Annotated in this window: 10 protein-coding genes; 3 read left to right on the top strand and 7 right to left on the bottom strand. The window is 72.9% G+C overall.

Annotation, left to right across the window (positions count from 1 at the left end; all coding sequences use genetic code 11):
* Positions 1 to 531: 531 nt before the first annotated feature.
* The 3 genes from ACF09C_RS03555 to ACF09C_RS03545 all read left to right on the top strand — a co-directional run bounded on the left by ACF09C_RS03555 (position 532) and on the right by ACF09C_RS03545 (position 4,658).
* The gene (locus ACF09C_RS03555; protein ID WP_392088170.1) at positions 532 to 1,380 is read left to right on the top strand and encodes a sensor histidine kinase; all 849 of its coding nucleotides are present in this window, start codon (positions 532 to 534) and stop codon (positions 1,378 to 1,380) included.
* Positions 1,364 to 2,119 carry a response regulator gene (locus ACF09C_RS03550; protein ID WP_392088168.1) on the top strand — a complete coding sequence of 252 codons (756 nt, stop codon included), beginning with the start codon at positions 1,364 to 1,366 and terminating at the stop codon, positions 2,117 to 2,119. The genes ACF09C_RS03555 and ACF09C_RS03550 overlap by 17 nt, the downstream gene beginning before the upstream one ends.
* 439 nt (positions 2,120 to 2,558) lie before the next feature.
* A complete protein-coding gene (locus ACF09C_RS03545; RefSeq protein ID WP_392088166.1) occupies positions 2,559 to 4,658 on the top strand; it encodes a BTAD domain-containing putative transcriptional regulator in 2,100 nt (699 codons plus the stop codon).
* On the opposite strand, the gene ACF09C_RS03540 is transcribed toward ACF09C_RS03545, so the two are convergent.
* The 7 genes from ACF09C_RS03540 to dapF all read right to left on the bottom strand — a co-directional run bounded on the left by ACF09C_RS03540 (position 4,645) and on the right by dapF (position 16,239).
* Positions 4,645 to 5,964, bottom strand: a complete 1,320-nt coding sequence (locus tag ACF09C_RS03540; RefSeq protein WP_392088164.1) for an MFS transporter — start codon at positions 5,962 to 5,964, stop codon at positions 4,645 to 4,647. The genes ACF09C_RS03545 and ACF09C_RS03540 overlap by 14 nt on opposite strands.
* The gene (locus tag ACF09C_RS03535; protein WP_392088163.1) at positions 5,961 to 6,776 is read right to left on the bottom strand and encodes an alpha/beta fold hydrolase; all 816 of its coding nucleotides are present in this window, start codon (positions 6,774 to 6,776) and stop codon (positions 5,961 to 5,963) included. Before ACF09C_RS03535 ends, ACF09C_RS03540 begins: the two co-directional genes overlap by 4 nt.
* 5 nt (positions 6,777 to 6,781) lie before the next feature.
* Complete coding sequence (locus ACF09C_RS03530; RefSeq protein WP_392088161.1) at positions 6,782 to 9,124, bottom strand: amino acid adenylation domain-containing protein; 2,343 nt, start codon at positions 9,122 to 9,124, stop codon at positions 6,782 to 6,784.
* A gap of 101 nt (positions 9,125 to 9,225) precedes the next feature.
* Entirely contained in the window at positions 9,226 to 10,677 is a 1,452-nt protein-coding gene (gene glyA / locus ACF09C_RS03525) for a serine hydroxymethyltransferase (protein WP_392088159.1), read from the bottom strand.
* A complete protein-coding gene (locus tag ACF09C_RS03520) occupies positions 10,670 to 13,843 on the bottom strand; it encodes an amino acid adenylation domain-containing protein (protein WP_392088157.1) in 3,174 nt (1,057 codons plus the stop codon). The genes glyA and ACF09C_RS03520 overlap by 8 nt, the downstream gene beginning before the upstream one ends.
* 327 nt (positions 13,844 to 14,170) lie before the next feature.
* Positions 14,171 to 15,277 carry a pyridoxal phosphate-dependent aminotransferase gene (locus ACF09C_RS03515; protein WP_392088155.1) on the bottom strand — a complete coding sequence of 369 codons (1,107 nt, stop codon included), beginning with the start codon at positions 15,275 to 15,277 and terminating at the stop codon, positions 14,171 to 14,173.
* Positions 15,274 to 16,239, bottom strand: a complete 966-nt coding sequence (dapF, locus tag ACF09C_RS03510) for a diaminopimelate epimerase (RefSeq protein ID WP_392088153.1) — start codon at positions 16,237 to 16,239, stop codon at positions 15,274 to 15,276. The genes ACF09C_RS03515 and dapF overlap by 4 nt, the downstream gene beginning before the upstream one ends.
* Between the last annotated feature and the right edge of the window lie 144 nt (positions 16,240 to 16,383).

The following is a 16,383-nucleotide window of genomic DNA, read 5'->3' as shown; positions in this document are numbered from 1 at the left end:
GTTGGGCACCCCTTGGTGCCGGCGGGAAGTGGATATGCCGGGCGTTCGTGGCCGTCCGAACTCTTTCGTCGGATTTGTGTCCGGTCAATGAGGTCGGGAGGGCTGGATTCCGTAGGCGGGACACTTGACGTCCTTTAGGCGGTACGGCATGATCATGACGATCTCCGGCATTTCTCTCCGTTTTGCACCGTCCGCGGACGGCGGAGCGGTGGAGGGGGACGGGTAAAGGGGAGGGGGGAGGCGTTGTCCGACACGACGGCGCGGGGAATGTCAGGTCGTGCCCCGTGTGTCGAGGACGACGGGCTGTTCGCGGAATTAATCGCCTGTGAGCCCGAGTTGCTCGACCTCTATCGAAGCAGGTTGATCGATCAACGCAATCCGCTGGGTACCCATGCGGAATCCTGGGAATCGTGCCGTGACCAGGCGCGCAGAATACTGTCGGAATGCCGTGGCGCGTCGGGGGGCGCGGCCGTGGTGTCCGGCGAGGAGCGGCCCCCGGGCCCGCAGGCCGGGGCGCGGATCGCACGGGGGGTGGTACCCCTCCACGCCGTACGGGCGGGGACCCTGCTGGTCCAGCTCGTGGCCGAGTTCCTCGAACGGCCCCGGACACCCGGGCCGCGCGGCGATCAGGACGCCAGGACGCGGTTCCTGGCACGGGTCCACGCCGCCGTCGCCCGCCGTCTGGAGGAGGCCGCAGACGGATACGACCTCCATCTGCTCGATGTCGTCCGGGACTCCACCCGGGCGAGCCGCGACGCGATGGCGCGGGAGATCCACGACCGCGTCGGCAGCGCGGCCGGCCTGGCGCTGCGCCAACTCGAGCTCTACGAACTCACCCACAACGTCTCGTCGGTGCAGGACCCCCGGCTCGACGCCCTCAAGCAGGCGATACTGGAGACGATGTACAGCGCCCGGGACATCGTGACCGAACTGCGCACGGGAGCACACTCCGCCGGCTCCCTGGGCGTGGCGCTCTCCGCCTTCGTCACCGCCATGGCGATCGACCGGCCCGTCGTCGAGATCCGCGTCGAGGACATCGACGACCCGCTGCCGGACACCGTCGGCGAGCAGCTCTTCCTGGTCCTGCGCGAAGCCCTGCGCAACGCCCTGGCCCACGCCCACGCCTCCCGCGTCACCGTCGAGGTGCGCGGCGACGCAGGCGGCCAGACGGGTCACGACGTACGGCGATTACGGGCCTCCGTCAGCGACGACGGCGTCGGTCTGTCTCCGGAGCGGGAGTTCGGCAACGGGCTCGCCTCCGTGGCGGAGAGGATCCGGCTGCTCGGCGGCGGCATGGAGATCCGGAGCGCTCCAGGACACGGCACGACCCTCGCGTTCTCGGTGCCGATGGGGGAGGAGTGGCATGCGGACGCCGGATGACCACGGGACACCGCGACCGGGCGAGCCGATCCGCATCGTGGCGGTCGACGACCACTCGCTCCTGCGCGACGCCCTCTGTCAGCTGCTCAACGTGGAGGACGACCTGTGCGTCGTCGCCGAGGCCGACACCTCGGCCGGCCTCGGCGACCTGGTGGCGAGCACCCGGGCGCACGTCGTGCTGCTCGACGTCGAGATGCCGGGGCACCACGCGCCCACTGTGGTCAGCGAGTTGACGGCGCGCTTCCCCCGGCTGCGGGTGCTGATGCTGTCGATGCACGACCACCTCCCGCTGGTCCAGGAACTGTTGGCCCGCGGCGCGCACGGCTACCTCCACAAGAGCGCCCCGCGCGCCTCGCTGCTCTCCGCCATCAGGGGCGTCACGGCGAACGATCCGCAGGTCATGATCGTGCTGCCCTGCAGCGCCACGCCCAGCGCCGCCTTCAGCCCCGCAGGGCACCCCCTCTCGCCGCGCGAACGCGAGGTCCTCACGCATGTCGCGGGCGCACTGAGCAACCGTCAGATCGCGAACGAACTGGGCATCACGGAGGCCACCGTGAAACGGCACCTGAGGAACATCTTCGAGAAACTCGGCGCGGCCTCGCGCATCGGGGCCGTGAACAAGGCCGTGGAGGCCAGGCTGATCGACCCGGCGGCCATGGCCAAGCAGCCCGCGCCACGTCGGCCGCCGGTCCGGCGGCCCACGCCCTTCACGGAGCTGGCGTTCCGCCGCGTCGTCTGACTCGGCGGCCCGTGCGGCCCGCCCTACACCTTTCGGAGCATGCCCGATGCTCCCTGAAGAGCCTGGTGTCACACAGGTGACCGGATTAGATTCGCGGCCATGCCGCCAGTGACGCCTTGCGAGACTCACAGGAACCGCGAAAGCGACCGCGACCACCGGTCCGCGAGCGGGACGGCCCGGTACCTCCCCGGGCGTACGGCTGCTTCGTCCTGTTGTCACCGCATCGGCCGGCAGGCCCCGTGCCGGAGCCACTCGGGCACCGCCTGAGTCTTCGGCGGGGAATCCGCCCGACGCCGGGCCCGCCGTGGGCGGACGCACCGGCTCTTCATGAACGCGCGACGCGTGGCGCAACTCGCCGCCTTCGCGAAGCCCGGGGCCCGAACGGCCATCACCGGGGACCGGCATGAACAGCACGCGACCCTGAGGGGTGAACGGGATCATGACCTGCACGGGGGCATCTCTTCGCATCCAGCTCCTGGGACCGATACGCGCCTGGCGGCACGGTGAGGAGGTCGCGCTCGGCTCGCCGAAACAACGCGCGGTCCTCAGCCTGCTCGCCAGCCGCGCGGGCGAGGTGGTGAGCGGGGAAGCCATCACCAGCGCCCTGTGGGGCAGCGAGACCCCGCAGTCGGCCGCCAACGGCGTCCACACCTACGTCGCCCGGCTGCGCCGCGCCCTGGAGCCGGGACGCGGCAGCAGGGTCGCCAGTACGGTGCTGTCCTCCGAACCCGGCGGCTACTGCCTGCGGCTCGACCCGGCCGACGTGGACGCCAGCCTGTTCGTCGAGCGCCACGGCCACGCCCGCAGGTCCCGCGAGGGCGGCAGCGCCGAGACGACGTTACGGCTCTACGAGGACGCCCTCGCGCTCTGGCGGGGCGAGGCGTACGCGGGCGTCCCGGGGCCGTTCGCCGCCACCGAGGGCGTCCGCCTGCGCGACCTGCGGCTCACCGCCGTCGAGGAGTGGGCCGCCGTGATGCTGGCGACCGGCGGATGCGCGGAGGCGGTCGACACGCTGTCGCGCGCGGCCGTCGAGGAGCCGCTGCGCGAGAAGGTCCGCCTGCTGCTGATGCTGGCGCTCTACCACGCGGGCCGCCAGGCCCACGCGCTCGCCGTGTACACCGAGACCCGGCAGCTGCTCCGCCGCGAGCTGGGCATCGAGCCCGGCGCCGAACTGCAGGACCTGCACCGCTGGATCCTTGCCGGGCAGCGGGAGTTACGGCTCCCCGGCGGGAGCATCACCCCGGCGGGCCGGCCGGGACTCGGCGCCGTCGCCGTTCCCGTACCGGCCCAGCTCCCGCCGGTGGCCCGCGGATTCACCGGCCGCGAGGCCGAACTCGCCCATCTGGAGAGCCTGCTCGACGACGAGACGGCCCAGCGGAGCACCCCGGTCCTCGTCGTCGACGGCCCCGCGGGCGTCGGCAAGTCGGCCCTCGTGCTCGAACTGGCCCACCGGCTCGCCCACCGCTTCCCCGACGGCCAGCTGTACGTGGACCTCTGCGGCAACGGACTGCGCGGCAGACCCCTGAGCGCGTCGGACGCACTCCTGCACCTGCTCACCAGCCTCGGCGCCGACAGCAACCGGATCCCGCGCGACCCGGCCGGACGGGCCACGCTCTTCCGAAGCCTGCTGTACGGCCGGAAGATGCTGGTGGTCCTCGACGACGCGCTCAGCGTGGACCAGCTGCGGCCCCTGTTACCCCGCGGCGCGTCCTGCGTCGTGGCCACGAGCCGGCAGCGCTTCGCCGGCCTCGCCGCCCGGGACGGGGCGCGCACGCTCACCGTACGCCCGCTGGCCGTCGACGAGGCGGCCCAGCTGCTCACCACCCTGTCCGGCGGACGCCTCACCGGCCGGCCGGAGCCCGCCAGGCGGCTCGCGGCCCTCTGCGGCGGCCTTCCGCTCGCGCTGCGCATCACCGCGGAAGGGCTCCTCGCCAACCCCGACGTCCCGCTCGGGACACTGGTCGAGCAGTACACGGCCGAGAGCGGGCGACTCGACCGGCTCACCGTCGGCGACGACGCCCTCGCCAGCGTCCGCGACGCCTTCCAGACCTCCTACCAGGCGCTGCCCCCGGAGGCGGCCCGGATGTTCCGCTTCCTCGGCCTGCGCAAGGACGCGCCGATCACGGTCCCCGTCGCCGCGCGGCTCGCGGACACCGACCACGCCACCGCCCGGCACCTCCTCGACCTGCTGGTCGCCCACCACGTCCTGGAGGAGCACGGGCCCCTGTTCCGGCTCCACGACCTCCTCGGGATCTACGCGGCGGAGTGCGCCGAGCGCGAGCCCATGCTCAGCAGGCGGGCGGCCCTGGCCCGGCTGGCCCAGGCGCCACCGCACCGCAACCCGGGCGGGACGCCCCCGCACCAGAGCCCACCGCGGTCGGCGCCCGCCCCGTACCCCGACGCCGCCCCCGAGCCCGCGGCGCCCAAGGACGCGGGCGAGGCGGTGGCGGTCGTCCTGCGCAGGGCCGCCGTCCTGCGGCGGGCCGCGTACCGCCAGTGGGACGACCCCGCGCGGACCACCGACCTCACCGCGCGGTGAGCGCGGCGTCCTCCGGGCCGGTCGGCATCTCCCGCAGCCGGCCCACCGGGGACAGGAAGATCGGCACCAGCATCGCGGCCGACAGCAGGCCCGCGATCCACAGGGCGCCGTGCAACCCCGCCAGCGCCGCGAACAGTCCGCCGATCGGGCCGCCCAGCGCCCCGCCGCCGTACAGCAGCATCCGCATCGCGGCCGTCATCCGGCCCATCAGATGCTGAGGGGTGATGGTCTGACGCAGGCTCACGATGAGCACGTTCGAGACACTGGCGCCCACGTACTCGATGAAGAAGGAGGCCACGAAAAGCCCCACGAGCAGCCAGCGCGGACCGCCCGCCACCGGGATGAGCAGCGGCCCGAGAAAGATGATCGAGACCGACAGGCGGTAGGCGGTGCCCACCGAGAGCCGGCGCACCACCGCGCCCGACACCAGCGCGCCGAGCAGCCCGCCCACCGCCGCAGCGCCCATCACGAAACCGACCGCGGCGGCCGACAGGTCCTGCTCCCGCACGGCGTACAGCAGGAACAGCGACTGCACCATCGTGAGCAGGAAGTTGCAGGCACAGCCGACCAGGCCCATCGCACGCAGCCAGCGGTTGCCGAACACCCAGCGCAGCCCCTCGGATAGCTCGGCGCGCAGCCGCCGCTTCTCCTTCGGGACCTCAGGGGCCGGCTCGGGCGTCCTGATGAGGAGCAGCGACAGCACCGACAGGGCGTACGAGAACGCGTTCGCGGTCATCGCGAACGGCGCGGAGAACGCGCTCACCAGCGTGCCCGCCAGACCCGGACCGGCGATGTCCGCCGAGGAGTACGTGGCGTTCAGCCTGGTGTTGGCCTCAAGCAGGCTGCGCCGGTCCTTCACGAGGACCGGGACGTACGACATCCAGCTGACGTCGAAGAGGACCGTCGCGATCCCGACCCCGAGCGCCAGCGCGTACAGCGCCGGAAGCGTCAGCAGGTCCAGTTCGTACAGGATCGGGACCAGGCCGATGAGCACCATCCGCACCAGGTTGGCGCCGAGCATCACCGGCCGCTTCCGCCGCCGGTCCACCCACACCCCGAAGAGCAGGGCGAGCGCGAGGAAGGGCACCAGCTGGGCGAAGCGGAGCATGCCCAGCTCCCCCGCGCCCACGTCGAAGACCAGGACGGCGGTCAGCGGCAGCGCGAGGTGGGTGATCTGGGTGCCGTAGAGGGAGAGCGCCTCGCCCACCCAGAACACCATGAAGTCCTTGTCCCGCCAGAGCGACCGAGGGGGGCCCTCCGCCTCGGCCGGGGAGGCCGAGGCGGTGGACGTGCCGTGCTCCGTCATGCGCCCGTCGCCTTTCGCAGGCCCGCCTCGACGATGCCGGTGATGGCGTCGAGCCCCGGGCCCTGCCACACCGAGTGGTGGTCGCCCGGCGCGGTGTGGACGGTGAGCCGCTCGACGTACGGCTCCCAGTCCAACAGGCCGTCCACCGAGTCCTCGGCCTTGATCAGGATCGCCGGACCCGGGAGGACCCCGTCGAGGCGGTGCCGGCGCAGGGCCAGGACGCCAGTGCGGAAGAGGGCGTACCGCTCCAGCAGGAACTCGGCGTCGAACTCCTCGGGCACGGCGCCGTGCTGCTCCGCCGCCGCGAAGATCACGGCCGGTTCCGCCCCCGGCGGGACGTCCACGAGCGCCTTGTCGATGCCCGGCGCCCGCTCCCGGGTCACGCCGAGGAAGTCGTACAGGAAGTGCCGGGCCAGCTGGTCGTCCGGGAGCACCGCCTGGGTACCGGGCAGGGCCGCGTCGACGATGACCAGCAGCGGGACCTCCTCGCCACGGGCGGCGAGGAGCCGTGCCATCTCGTAGGCGACGACCCCGCCGAGCGACCAGCCGAGCAGCTGGTACGGGCCGTGCGGACGCTCGGCGAGCAGCGCGGCCGTGTGCAGTTCGGCCAGCTCGGCGATGGACGAGGCGGGCTCGGAGACCCCGTCGAAGCCCGGGGCCTCGAAGCCGAACACCGGTCGCCCGGAGGGGAGCCGGTGCGCCATCGCCGAGTAGCAGTAGGGCGAACCGGAGACCGGATGGACGCAGTGGAGCGGGGTCAGGCCGCCCTCGTCCCGGAGCGGGACGAGGCTGCCGCCGGAGGGTGATGTCACGGTGCCTACGCTCCGTTCGAAGGGGGAGAGAGCCGCTCGTCGATGACGGCGGCGATGCCGCTGACGGTGGTGCCGCCGTACAGCAGACGGACATTCACCCGGATCCCGAAGTGCTTGTTCAAGCGGGTGACGGCCCGCATGGCCTGAAGTGAGTTGCCGCCGACCGCGAAGAAGCCGCTGTCCGCACCGATCCGGGAGGCGCCGAGCACGTTCGCGAAGATCCCGGCCACCGTCTTCTCGGTCTCCGTGGCCGGCGGGGTGTAGGGGGCCCGCGGCTCGCCGACGCCCTCGGGCGGCTCGGGCAGGGCCTTGCGGTCCACCTTCCCGTTGGGCGTCAGGGGCAGCTCGGGCAGGACGAGGACCGTGCCCGGCACCATGAAACCGGGCAGCGAACGGGACGCGTGCGCGCCGACCTCCGCCAGGTCCACGCTCCGGCCCGCCTCGGGGACGAGGTAGGCCACGAGCCGCCGGTCGCCCGCGCCGTCCGGCGGCGCCGTCACGACCGCCTCCCGGACGTTCTCGTGGGCGCGGAACACGGCCTCGATCTCGCCCAGTTCGATCCGCAGACCGTGCAGCTTGACCTGGAAGTCCGCCCGGCCGAGCAGCTCGATCAGCCCGTCGGGACCGTGACGGGCCACGTCGCCGGTCTTGTAGAGCCGCTCGTCCGACACCTCGCCGTGCGACCAGGTGAAGAACCGCTCCGCCGTCTGCTCCGGCCGGCCGAGGTATTCGCGGGCGAGCCCGATGCCCGCCAGATGCAGCTCCCCGGGCACACCGGGCGGCACGGGCTGCAGGGCCTCGTCGAGGATGTACGTGCGCTGGTTGGCCATCGGGCGCCCGTACGGGATGCTCGTCCAGCGCGCGTCGGTCTTCACGACCTCGTAGATCGTGGAGTGGATCGAGGACTCGGTGGCCCCGCCGAGCGCGACGAAGCGCAGCGCGGGGGCCACCGACCGGGTCCGGTCAGGGAGCGACACGGGGATCCAGTCGCCGCCGAGCAGCGCGAGCCTCAGGTCCGGCAGCGGCTCCGCGCCCGTCGATTCGAGGTGCTCGACGACCATGTCGAGGAGCGCGGGCGCCGAGTTCCAGACGGTGACCCGGTGCGCGGCGAGCAACTCGGCCCAGTGCTCGGGGTCCTTGGCGCGTTCCGGCTCGGTCAGGACCACCGTGCCTCCGGCGGTCGTCAGACCGAGGAACTCGTACACCGACATGTCGAAGCTGGGCGACGACAGCGCGAGGACGCGGTCGCCCGGCCCCACACCGAACCGGGAGTTGAGGTCCGCGATGTTGTTCATCACCCCGCGGTGGCGCAGCGCGATCGGCTTGGGTGCGCCGGTGGAACCCGAGGTGTGAATGACGTACGCGAGATCGTCGGGCGTCGCGCCGCCCTCGGGACGGTGCGCCGGGTACGCGGCGAGGAGCGCCTCGTCCCGGTCGAGGACCAGCACGGGGGCGGCGGCCTCGTCGTCCGCCGCCGGGAGGCTCCCGGCCGGGCCGCTACGGCTGACCACCACCGCGCAGGACGTGCCGGCCACCATGGTGGCCAGGCGCTGCCTCGGGTAGTCGGGGTCGAGCGGCACATAGGCCCCGCCCGCCTTGAGCACCCCCAGGACGGCGACCAGGAGTTCGGCGGACCGGTCGAGACAGATGCCGACCCGCCCGTCCGGACCGACCCCGAGCTCCCGCAGCCGGTGGGCGAGCCGGTTCGCCGCCTCGTCGACCTCGCGGTACGTCCAGGTCCGCCCGGGCCCGATCAGGGCGGGGGCGTCCGGCGCCGCGGCGGCACGCTCCTCGAACGCCGTGTGCAGGCACACCGCGTGCGGCAGCTCCGTCGCCGTGTCGTTCCAGTCGACGAGCATCCGGCGAAGCTCCCCGTCCGGGAGCAGCCGAAGGCGTGCCACCGGCCGCTCCGGGTCGCCCAGTCCGTCCTCCAGGAGCGTGACGTAGGAGGCGAGGAACCGGAGCGCGGTCTCCCGGTCGAAGAGCTCGGGCGCGTACCGCAGCTCCGCGCTCGGCAGGCCGTCGTCGGCCGCGCCCGGCGGGTACAGCAGCAGCTCGAACTCGTCCTGGCCCGGGCCGCTTTCGGCCGGATCCCGCCGGTCGGCGGCGAGGCCGTCGTCCGGGTCGCCGGCCGCGAGCACGGCCAGGGTCTCCGCCCCGGTGACGGTCCGCTCCAGGCGGACCGGACCACCGGCGGTCCGCACCGCGAGGCCGAAGACCGCCTGGCCGCTCCACCGGTGGACCAGCGCCGTGAAGCCGGCGAGCAGCACCTCCTCCGGGGCGGAACGGGCCGAGGGCCCGAGCCGCACCCGGGCGGAGGCGGTGCGTTCCGGAGTGGCTCCTGACATGCGCGGCCGGTCGGCCGGCAACAGCGCGGGCGGCGCGGGCGCACGCCCCGGCGTCGGAGCGGGGGAGGCTTCGGTGGGTTTCACGGGGGCGGGGTTCCGGCTCAAGACCTCTCACCTGGCTCGTGGTCGGCGGCGCCGGCCGGCGGGAGGCCGGCGCCGAAGGGCAGGGGATGGGTACGGCACAGGGCGGCCACCTCGGCCTTGACCCGGTCCCGTACCGACGGGTCCGTCTCGAACTCGGTGTCGCTCAGCACGGTCGTCGCGCCGAGCACCTCGTCGAGCAGCCGGGCGCAGCTCCGCATCACGTCCGGCCCCATGCCCCGCTGCGCCAGCACGTTCGTGCCGAGCCGCAGCCCGCTCGCGACCAGCGGGGCCTTGGTGTCCTTGGGGATGCGGTTGCGGTTGGTGAGGATCCCGCACTCCTCCAGGGCACGTTCCGCGACCACCCCGGTGATGCCCCGGTCGAAGATGTCGAGCAGCACCATGTGGTTCTCGGTGCCACCGGTCAGGACCCGGTAGCCGTACTCGTCCAGGGCGTCGGCGAGCGCCGCCGCGTCGTCCCGGACGAGCCGCATCGTCTCCCGGAACGCCGGCTCCGTGACGAGCTTGAGCGCGTGTGCCTTGGCCGCGATCGACGCCGGACTCGGCGTGCCCTGCGACTGCGGGAAGACCGCCCGCTGCATCAGCCGGGCCAGCGGAGTGCGCCTGCTGTCGGGGCCGGGCGCACGGTGCTCCGCGCCGATCAGGATCAGCCCGCCGCGCGGCCCGCCCAACTGCTTGTACGTACTCGTCGTGGTGACGTGCGCCAGGTCGATCGGGCTGGGGTGCTCCCCGGCCGCGACCAGGCCCGCGATGTGCGAGATGTCCGCGACCAGATACGCCCCGACGGAGTCCGCGATCGCCCGGAACCGGGCGAAGTCCAGGGTCCGCGGATAGGCGCTGGCCCCCGCGATGAGCACCTGGGGACGGTGGGCGAGCGCCAGCTCGGCCACCTGCTCGTAGTCGATGAAGCCCTTGTAGTCCAGGCCGTAGTGGACGGCCCGGTAGTGGTGGCCGGTCACCGAGGCGGCCGAGCCGTGCGTGAGGTGGCCGCCCGAATCCAGGTCGAGGGCGAGCAGGGCGCCGCCCGGCGGCAGCAGCGCCGCCAGGACGGCCTGGTTCGCCGACGAGCACGAGTGCGGCTGCACATTGGCGTACTGGGCGCCGAAGGCCTGCCGGGCCCGCGACACGGCCAGCCGCTCCACCCCGTCGAACCGCGCGGCGCCGGGGTGATAGCGGGCCCCGGGGTAGCCCTCCGCCGTCACGTTCGACAGGGCGGCTCCACCGGTGGCCAGGACCGCCGGGTTCGCGGCGCTGGCGGAGGCCACCATGGCCAGGGTCATGGCCTGCTCCTCCACCTCGCGGTCGAGGAGCAGGGCCAGCTCGGGGTCGGAGTCGCCGAGCAGCTCCGCCCCCTGACGCAGCAGCAGATCCTGCGCGGAGCCGCGCCGGGCGGCGGCGGCCTCCACCGGCGGTCGCGGGGGCGGGAGGGCCGCCCCTGGGGCCTCACGCACGTGCACCCGCCTTGGCCTCCACCAGCGCGTCGATGGCGCCGGCGACCGTGGCGACCGACGCGCCGCCGTACAGCAGCCGGACGTTGACCTTCACCCCGAAGTGCTTGTTGAGCCGGCTCACCACCCGCATCGCCTGCAGCGAGTTGCCGCCCAGCTCGAAGAAGTTGCCCTCGGCGCTGACCTGCTGCGCGGCCAGGACGGCACCGAACACCTCGGCCACCTTCTCCTCCGTCGCGGTGACCGGGGCCACGAAGCTCGCCGTACCGTCGCCCGAACCGGACACCGGGGCGGGCAGCTTGGCACGGTCGATCTTGCGCGCCGGGGTCAGCGGGAACTCGGTCAGCTCCACCCAGGCCGTCGGCACCATGTACTCCGGCATCGTGCTGCCCAGGTGCTCACGGAGCTCCGCCACCGTCGGCGCGGTGTCGCCCAGGACCGTGTAGTACCCGACGAGCTGCTTCTCACCGAAGTCCTCGCGCAGCAGGACCAGCGCCATCCGGACCTTCGGGTGCGTCAGCAGACCGGACTCGATCTCCCCGAGCTCGATCCGCAGACCGCGCAGCTTCACCTGGTTGTCGAGCCGCCCGATGAAGTCGATCTGCAGATCACGGGTCCAGCGCACCAGGTCACCGGTCCGGTACACCCGGCCCTCGCCCAGGAACGGGTCGGGCACGAACTTCTCGTCCGTCAGCTCCGGCAGGTTGAGGTAACCGCGCGCCAGGCCCTCGTCCCCGCCGATCAGCAGCTCGCCCGGGACACCGACCGGCACCAGGTTGAACTCCTTGTCCACGACGTAGTGGAGGCGGCTGAACTCGGGCCTGCCGATGGGCGGCGAGGACAGCCACTCCTTGTGCTCGCAGAGGTACTCGGTCGTCGCGATCGACGCCTCGGTCGGGCCGTACAGGTTCACGAACTTCCGGCCCGGCAGGTTCCACTTGTTGACCAGCTCGGCCGGCAGGGCCTCCGCGCCGCCCATGATGTACTTCAGATCCGGGTACGGACCCGCCTCCACCACGGAGAGGATCGCCGGCGAAAGGCCCGCGTACGTCACCCGCTGGTCGCGCATCAGACCGCCGAGCGCCTCCGGGGACGAGGCGTCCTCCGGCGCCACCAGGACCAGGGCCGAGCCGCTGATCAGACCGGCGAAGATCTCGCCCTGGGACATGTCGAAGGTCAGCGCGGGCAGCTGCAGCAGCCGGTCCTCGTGGGTCCACTCGCCGAAGGTGCGGCGGTACGCCTCGACGAACATGCGCAGACCGCGCTGCTCGATCATCACGCCCTTCGGGCGGCCGGTCGAGCCCGAGGTGTAGAGGACGTAGACCAGCGAGGTCGGCTCGGCCCACTCCTCCAGCGGCTCGTCGTCCGGCAGCGCCTCGATGGCCGCCCAGTCCGCGTCGATCCGGACGCTCTCCCAGCCGCACGAGTCCGGCAGGTCGCCCAGCGAGCCCTCCCGCGTGATCACCAGCGGGCTCTTGGTGTCCCGCAGCATGTGGTCGAGGCGGGCGTTCGGGTGCGAGGGGTCGATGATCGTGTACGCCGCGCCCGACACCATGACACCCAGGATCGCCACCAGCGCGTCCAGGTCACGGTCCATCGCGATGGCGACGACCTCCTCCTGCCGCACGCCCCGGGACCTGATGTAACGGGCGAGCTTGCCGGCCCGGCGCATCAGCTCCCCGTACGTCATCTCCACGCCCCGGCAGACCAGCGCGACCAGCTCCGGGTTCTCCTTCGCGATCCGGGCGATCGTCGCGTGCACCGGCTCCGTCGGGTAGTCGAAGTCCGCGCCGCGCCCCACGTCGAGCAGCTCGCGCCGCTCCTCCGCGGAGAGCAGCGGCAGCTCCGCGACCGGGGTCTCGGGGGCGTCCGCGGCCGCGTCGAGCACGGTCCGGAAGTGGCCGATCATGGCCTCGACGCGCCAGCGGTCGTACAGGTCGGTGGCGAACTCGACGATCAGGCGCAGCCGTTCGGCGCCCTCGACGAAGCTGAAGGAGAGGTCGAAGCGCGAGCGGGAGGTCGCCAGGGTGATCGACTCGGACGTGAGGCCCGCGAGCTCCAGGGCGTCACCGGTGGCCGCCTCGCCCAGGAGCTGGCAGGCGATCTGGAAGAGCGGGTTGCGCCCGGCGTCCCGGGTCGTCTGCACCCGGTCCACGACGTGGTCGAACGGCACGTCCTGGTTGTCGTACATGTCGAGGTTGGCGTCGGCGATGCGCTCCAGGAGCTCGGCGAAGGTGACCCCGCCCGACAGGTCGCAGCGCAGCACCGTCATGTTGATGAACAGGCCGACGACGTCTTCGAGTTCGGGGTCCGTACGGCCCAGCATCGGCACGCCGAGGGCGATGTCGTCCTGTCCGCTGTAGCGGCTCAGGACGACGTTCAGCGCCGCCGCCACCACCATGTACAGGGACGCGCCCTGCTCGTGCGCCAACGTCCGTGCCTTCGCCAGGAGTTCGGCGGGGAAGTCGACCACGAAGGTCTCGCCGTTCTGCGTGGGCTCGGCCGGGCGGAGCCGGTCGGCAGGCAGCTCGAGCGCTTCGAGGCCCGAGAGTCGCTCCTCCCAGAACTTCAGCTCCTCCTCCCAGACCCCGTCGGCCCGCTGCTTGCGCTGGCGCTTGATGTGGTCGTGGTAGCCGATCTGCAGCTCGGGCAGCGAGGGCTCCCGGCCGGCGGCGAGGTCCGCGTACGCCTGGGAGATCTCACGGCTGACCACGCCGCCGGACCAGCCGTCGGTGATGATGTGGTGGAAGCTCAGGCCGAGGACGTGGTGGTCGGGCGCGAGGCGGAACAGCTGGAACCGGGAGATCGGCCCCGCCGCCAGGTCGAACGGCGTGTCCGCCTCCACCTGCAGCTCGCGCAGCAGGGTCGCCTCGGCCTCCTCAGGAGCCAGGCCGGACAGGTCCCGCAGCGGCAGCGGCCGGTGCTCGGCCGGCGAGACGACCTGGTACGGCACGCCGTCCGCCGCGTGGAAGGTCACCCGGAGCTGCTCGTGCCGCTCCACCAGCTGGTTGAGCGCCCCCTCGAGGGCGGCGGTGTCGAGCGGACCGCGCAGCCGGTACGCGATCGGGACGTTGTACGTGGTCTCCCCGGGGCTCATCTGGTCCAGGAACCACAACTGCTCCTGTCCGAAAGACAGTTGGATACGAGACTCGGCGGTGTGGTCGCTCATCGTCACAGAACTCCGTTTCGGGCATGGCAGGGCATGGAGTGGCAGGGCATGGAGTGGCAGGGCATGGCGGGGCAAGGCAGGGTGAAGCGAGGGGCTGGGGAAGCGGGGGACAGCGGCACGGCAGGGCGCGGCGGGGCGGCGCGGGCCGCGGGCGGCGCATCGTCCTGGGGTGGCGCGGAAGGGATACCCGGGAGGAGCCCGGGGTGGCTTGCTCGGGGTGGTGCGCGGCGGGTCCGCCTGGTCGGCTCCGGACGGCTGGTGGCCGGACGGCCGGCTCCCGACGGGCCGGGGCTGCGGCCCCCGGTTGGGGGCCGGGGCCCCGGCGGGTCAGCGTCCGGGCGTCAGGCCGGCCGGGGGAGCGGTCGGTCTGAGGACCCGCTCGACGCGGCTCAGCCCTTCCGCCACGGACTCGGGCGAACGCGCGAAGCAGATCCGGAAACCGTCACTGGCGCCGAGCGTCTCGCCGGGCATCAGCAGCACGCCCAGCTCCAGCGCGCGGCGGCACATCGTCAGCGGCTCCTCCCCGGTGGTGAGCCAGAGCCAGGCGAACGGAGTGTCCTCCGGCTCCACGAGGGTCACCGCGTCGGCGTTCCTCCCCGCGAACTCCCGCACCAGGTCGAGACCTTGGCGGGTGAGCTCGTGATAGGAGCGCAGATGGTCCGTACGGTGCGCCAGGACGTCCAGGGCCAGCGTCTCGCACAGGACCGAGTTGGAGATGGTGGACAGGAACTTGCGGCGGGCACAGCGCTCCACGACGGCCGGTGGACCGTAGAGCCAGCCGACCCGAAGGCCGGGGAAGCCGTACACCTTCGACAGGCTCGACACGGAGATCACCCGGTCGGAGCCGACAGCGGCGGAGGACGAGAGGTCGAGCGCGTACTCCTCGTCCAGGAGCAGATGGGCTCCCGTCCGCTCCGCCAGGTCGACCAGGGCGCGCAGGTCCTTCTCCGCGATCCGCCGACCGGTCGGGTTGCACGGGCTGTTGGCGACGATCAGTCGCACATCGGAACCGGCCAGCGCCTCGGCGGCCTCGACGTCGAAGCTGAGGTCCGGCCGGAAGCCCACGAGGTCCACCGTGGCACCCAGTTCGGGTGGCACGTCCCAGGACTGCTGCCAGCCGGGCCGGAAGGCGATGACCCGCGAGCCGGGCTCCAGGAGCGCCGCGTACACCACGTACAGCGCCTGCTGGGCGCCCTGGGTGATCAGGACCGAGTCGGCCGCGCCGCCGTACAGGCCGGCCACCGCCTCGCGCAGCACGCGCAGGCCCCGGTCGTGGCCGTAGTCCAGCTCCAGGTCGGGCGGCACCGAGAGGGCGTCCAGTCGCCCGGGGAGCATGTTGCTGTCGCCCAGGTCGATGTCGAAGCGCCCGGCGGCGTCCTCGAACACCCAGCGCTGGATGGGGTAGTCGCGCGAGCGCGACGAGGAGACGGTCACCGTACGACCTCCGTCGCTGCCGTGGTGGGGTTGGCTGAGTCCGCTGCGTCCGACGCGGCCGACGAGCGGGTCGCCGTGCGGTCGAGCCGGGCGCGCAGCGCGGGTGCGAAGGACCCGGCCGCCACCTGCTCGGCGTCGCCGGTCATCGTGACCGAGCCGTCCTCGGCGACGGCGATCTCCACCGCGCCCCCGGGCATCCTGACCTCCACCCGGGCCTCGCACAGGCCGAGTTCGCGGGCCACGGAGACCGCGGCGCAGGCACTGGCCCCCGACGCCGTCACATACCCGGCGCCCCGCTCGTAGACCTCGATCTCCATCACCGACCGGCTCACCATGCGCATGAACTGCACGTTGGTGCGGTGCGGGAAGCGGGCGTGCCCGGCGATCGAGGGACCCAGCCGGCGCGCGAGCTCGGCCGTCGGCTCGTCCACCGGCACCACCGTGTGCGGGTTGCCGTTGTACACACAGCTGACGGTCAGTTTCTCGCCGTCCACGGTGAGCGGGACGTCCACCGCCCGGCCCTCGAACGGGGTCGTCCCGTCCTCCTGGAGCAGCGGCAGGTCGGCGGCGTCGAAACCGGGCCGGCCCATGCCGACCGCCACGCGTCCACCGGCCAGGTCCAGGACCCGCACCGAGGATTCGCCGGCGCCCGTACGGAGCGTGAGCTCCCGCCCGTCGGCCCAGGTCTCCGGCTCCTGGCCGGCGAGGTGGAGAGCGAACATCCGCAGCCCGTTGCCGCTCCTGCCGCAGTCGGAACCGTCGGAGTTGTACAGGTCGAGCACCACGGGGACGCCCGGTCTCGGCGCCTCCAGCGGACCGTGGAGGACACCGTCCGCCCCGATCCCCAGGTGCCGGTCGCAGATCAGCCGGATCGCCTCACGGGTCACCGCGATGTCGGTCTGGCGGGGGTCGATCACGACGTAGTCGTTGCCTGCTGCCTGGTACTTGTAGAAGTCGATCACGGATGATCTCCCTTGGCTGCCGGTCGCGGGGGGGGGGCCCGGGGGGGGGGGGGCCCCCCCCCCGGGGGCCCCCCCCCCCCCCCCGCGGCGGGCCCGCGGGGGGGGGGGGCGGCGCCCCCAACTACCCCCCCCCCGGGGGCCCCC

The sequence above is a fragment of the Streptomyces sp. NPDC014870 genome, assembly GCF_043081505.1.
Lineage (GTDB): Bacteria > Actinomycetota > Actinomycetes > Streptomycetales > Streptomycetaceae > Streptomyces.
The sequence above is the reverse complement of the archived record's forward strand: the minus strand, read 5'-3'. Positions and strand labels throughout refer to the sequence as shown.

Bases quoted from the DNA above. Each gene is read 5' to 3' on its own strand.
- ACF09C_RS03540 (WP_392088164.1), bottom strand. From the start codon at position 5,964: ATGACGGAGCACGGCACGTCCACCGCCTCGGCCTCCCCGGCCGAGGCG.
- ACF09C_RS03530 (WP_392088161.1), bottom strand. From the start codon at position 9,124: ATGTCAGGAGCCACTCCGGAACGCACCGCCTCCGCCCGGGTGCGGCTC.
- ACF09C_RS03520 (WP_392088157.1), bottom strand. From the start codon at position 13,843: ATGAGCGACCACACCGCCGAGTCTCGTATCCAACTGTCTTTCGGACAG.
- ACF09C_RS03545 (WP_392088166.1), top strand. From the start codon at position 2,559: ATGACCTGCACGGGGGCATCTCTTCGCATCCAGCTCCTGGGACCGATA.
- ACF09C_RS03550 (WP_392088168.1), top strand. From the start codon at position 1,364: ATGCGGACGCCGGATGACCACGGGACACCGCGACCGGGCGAGCCGATC.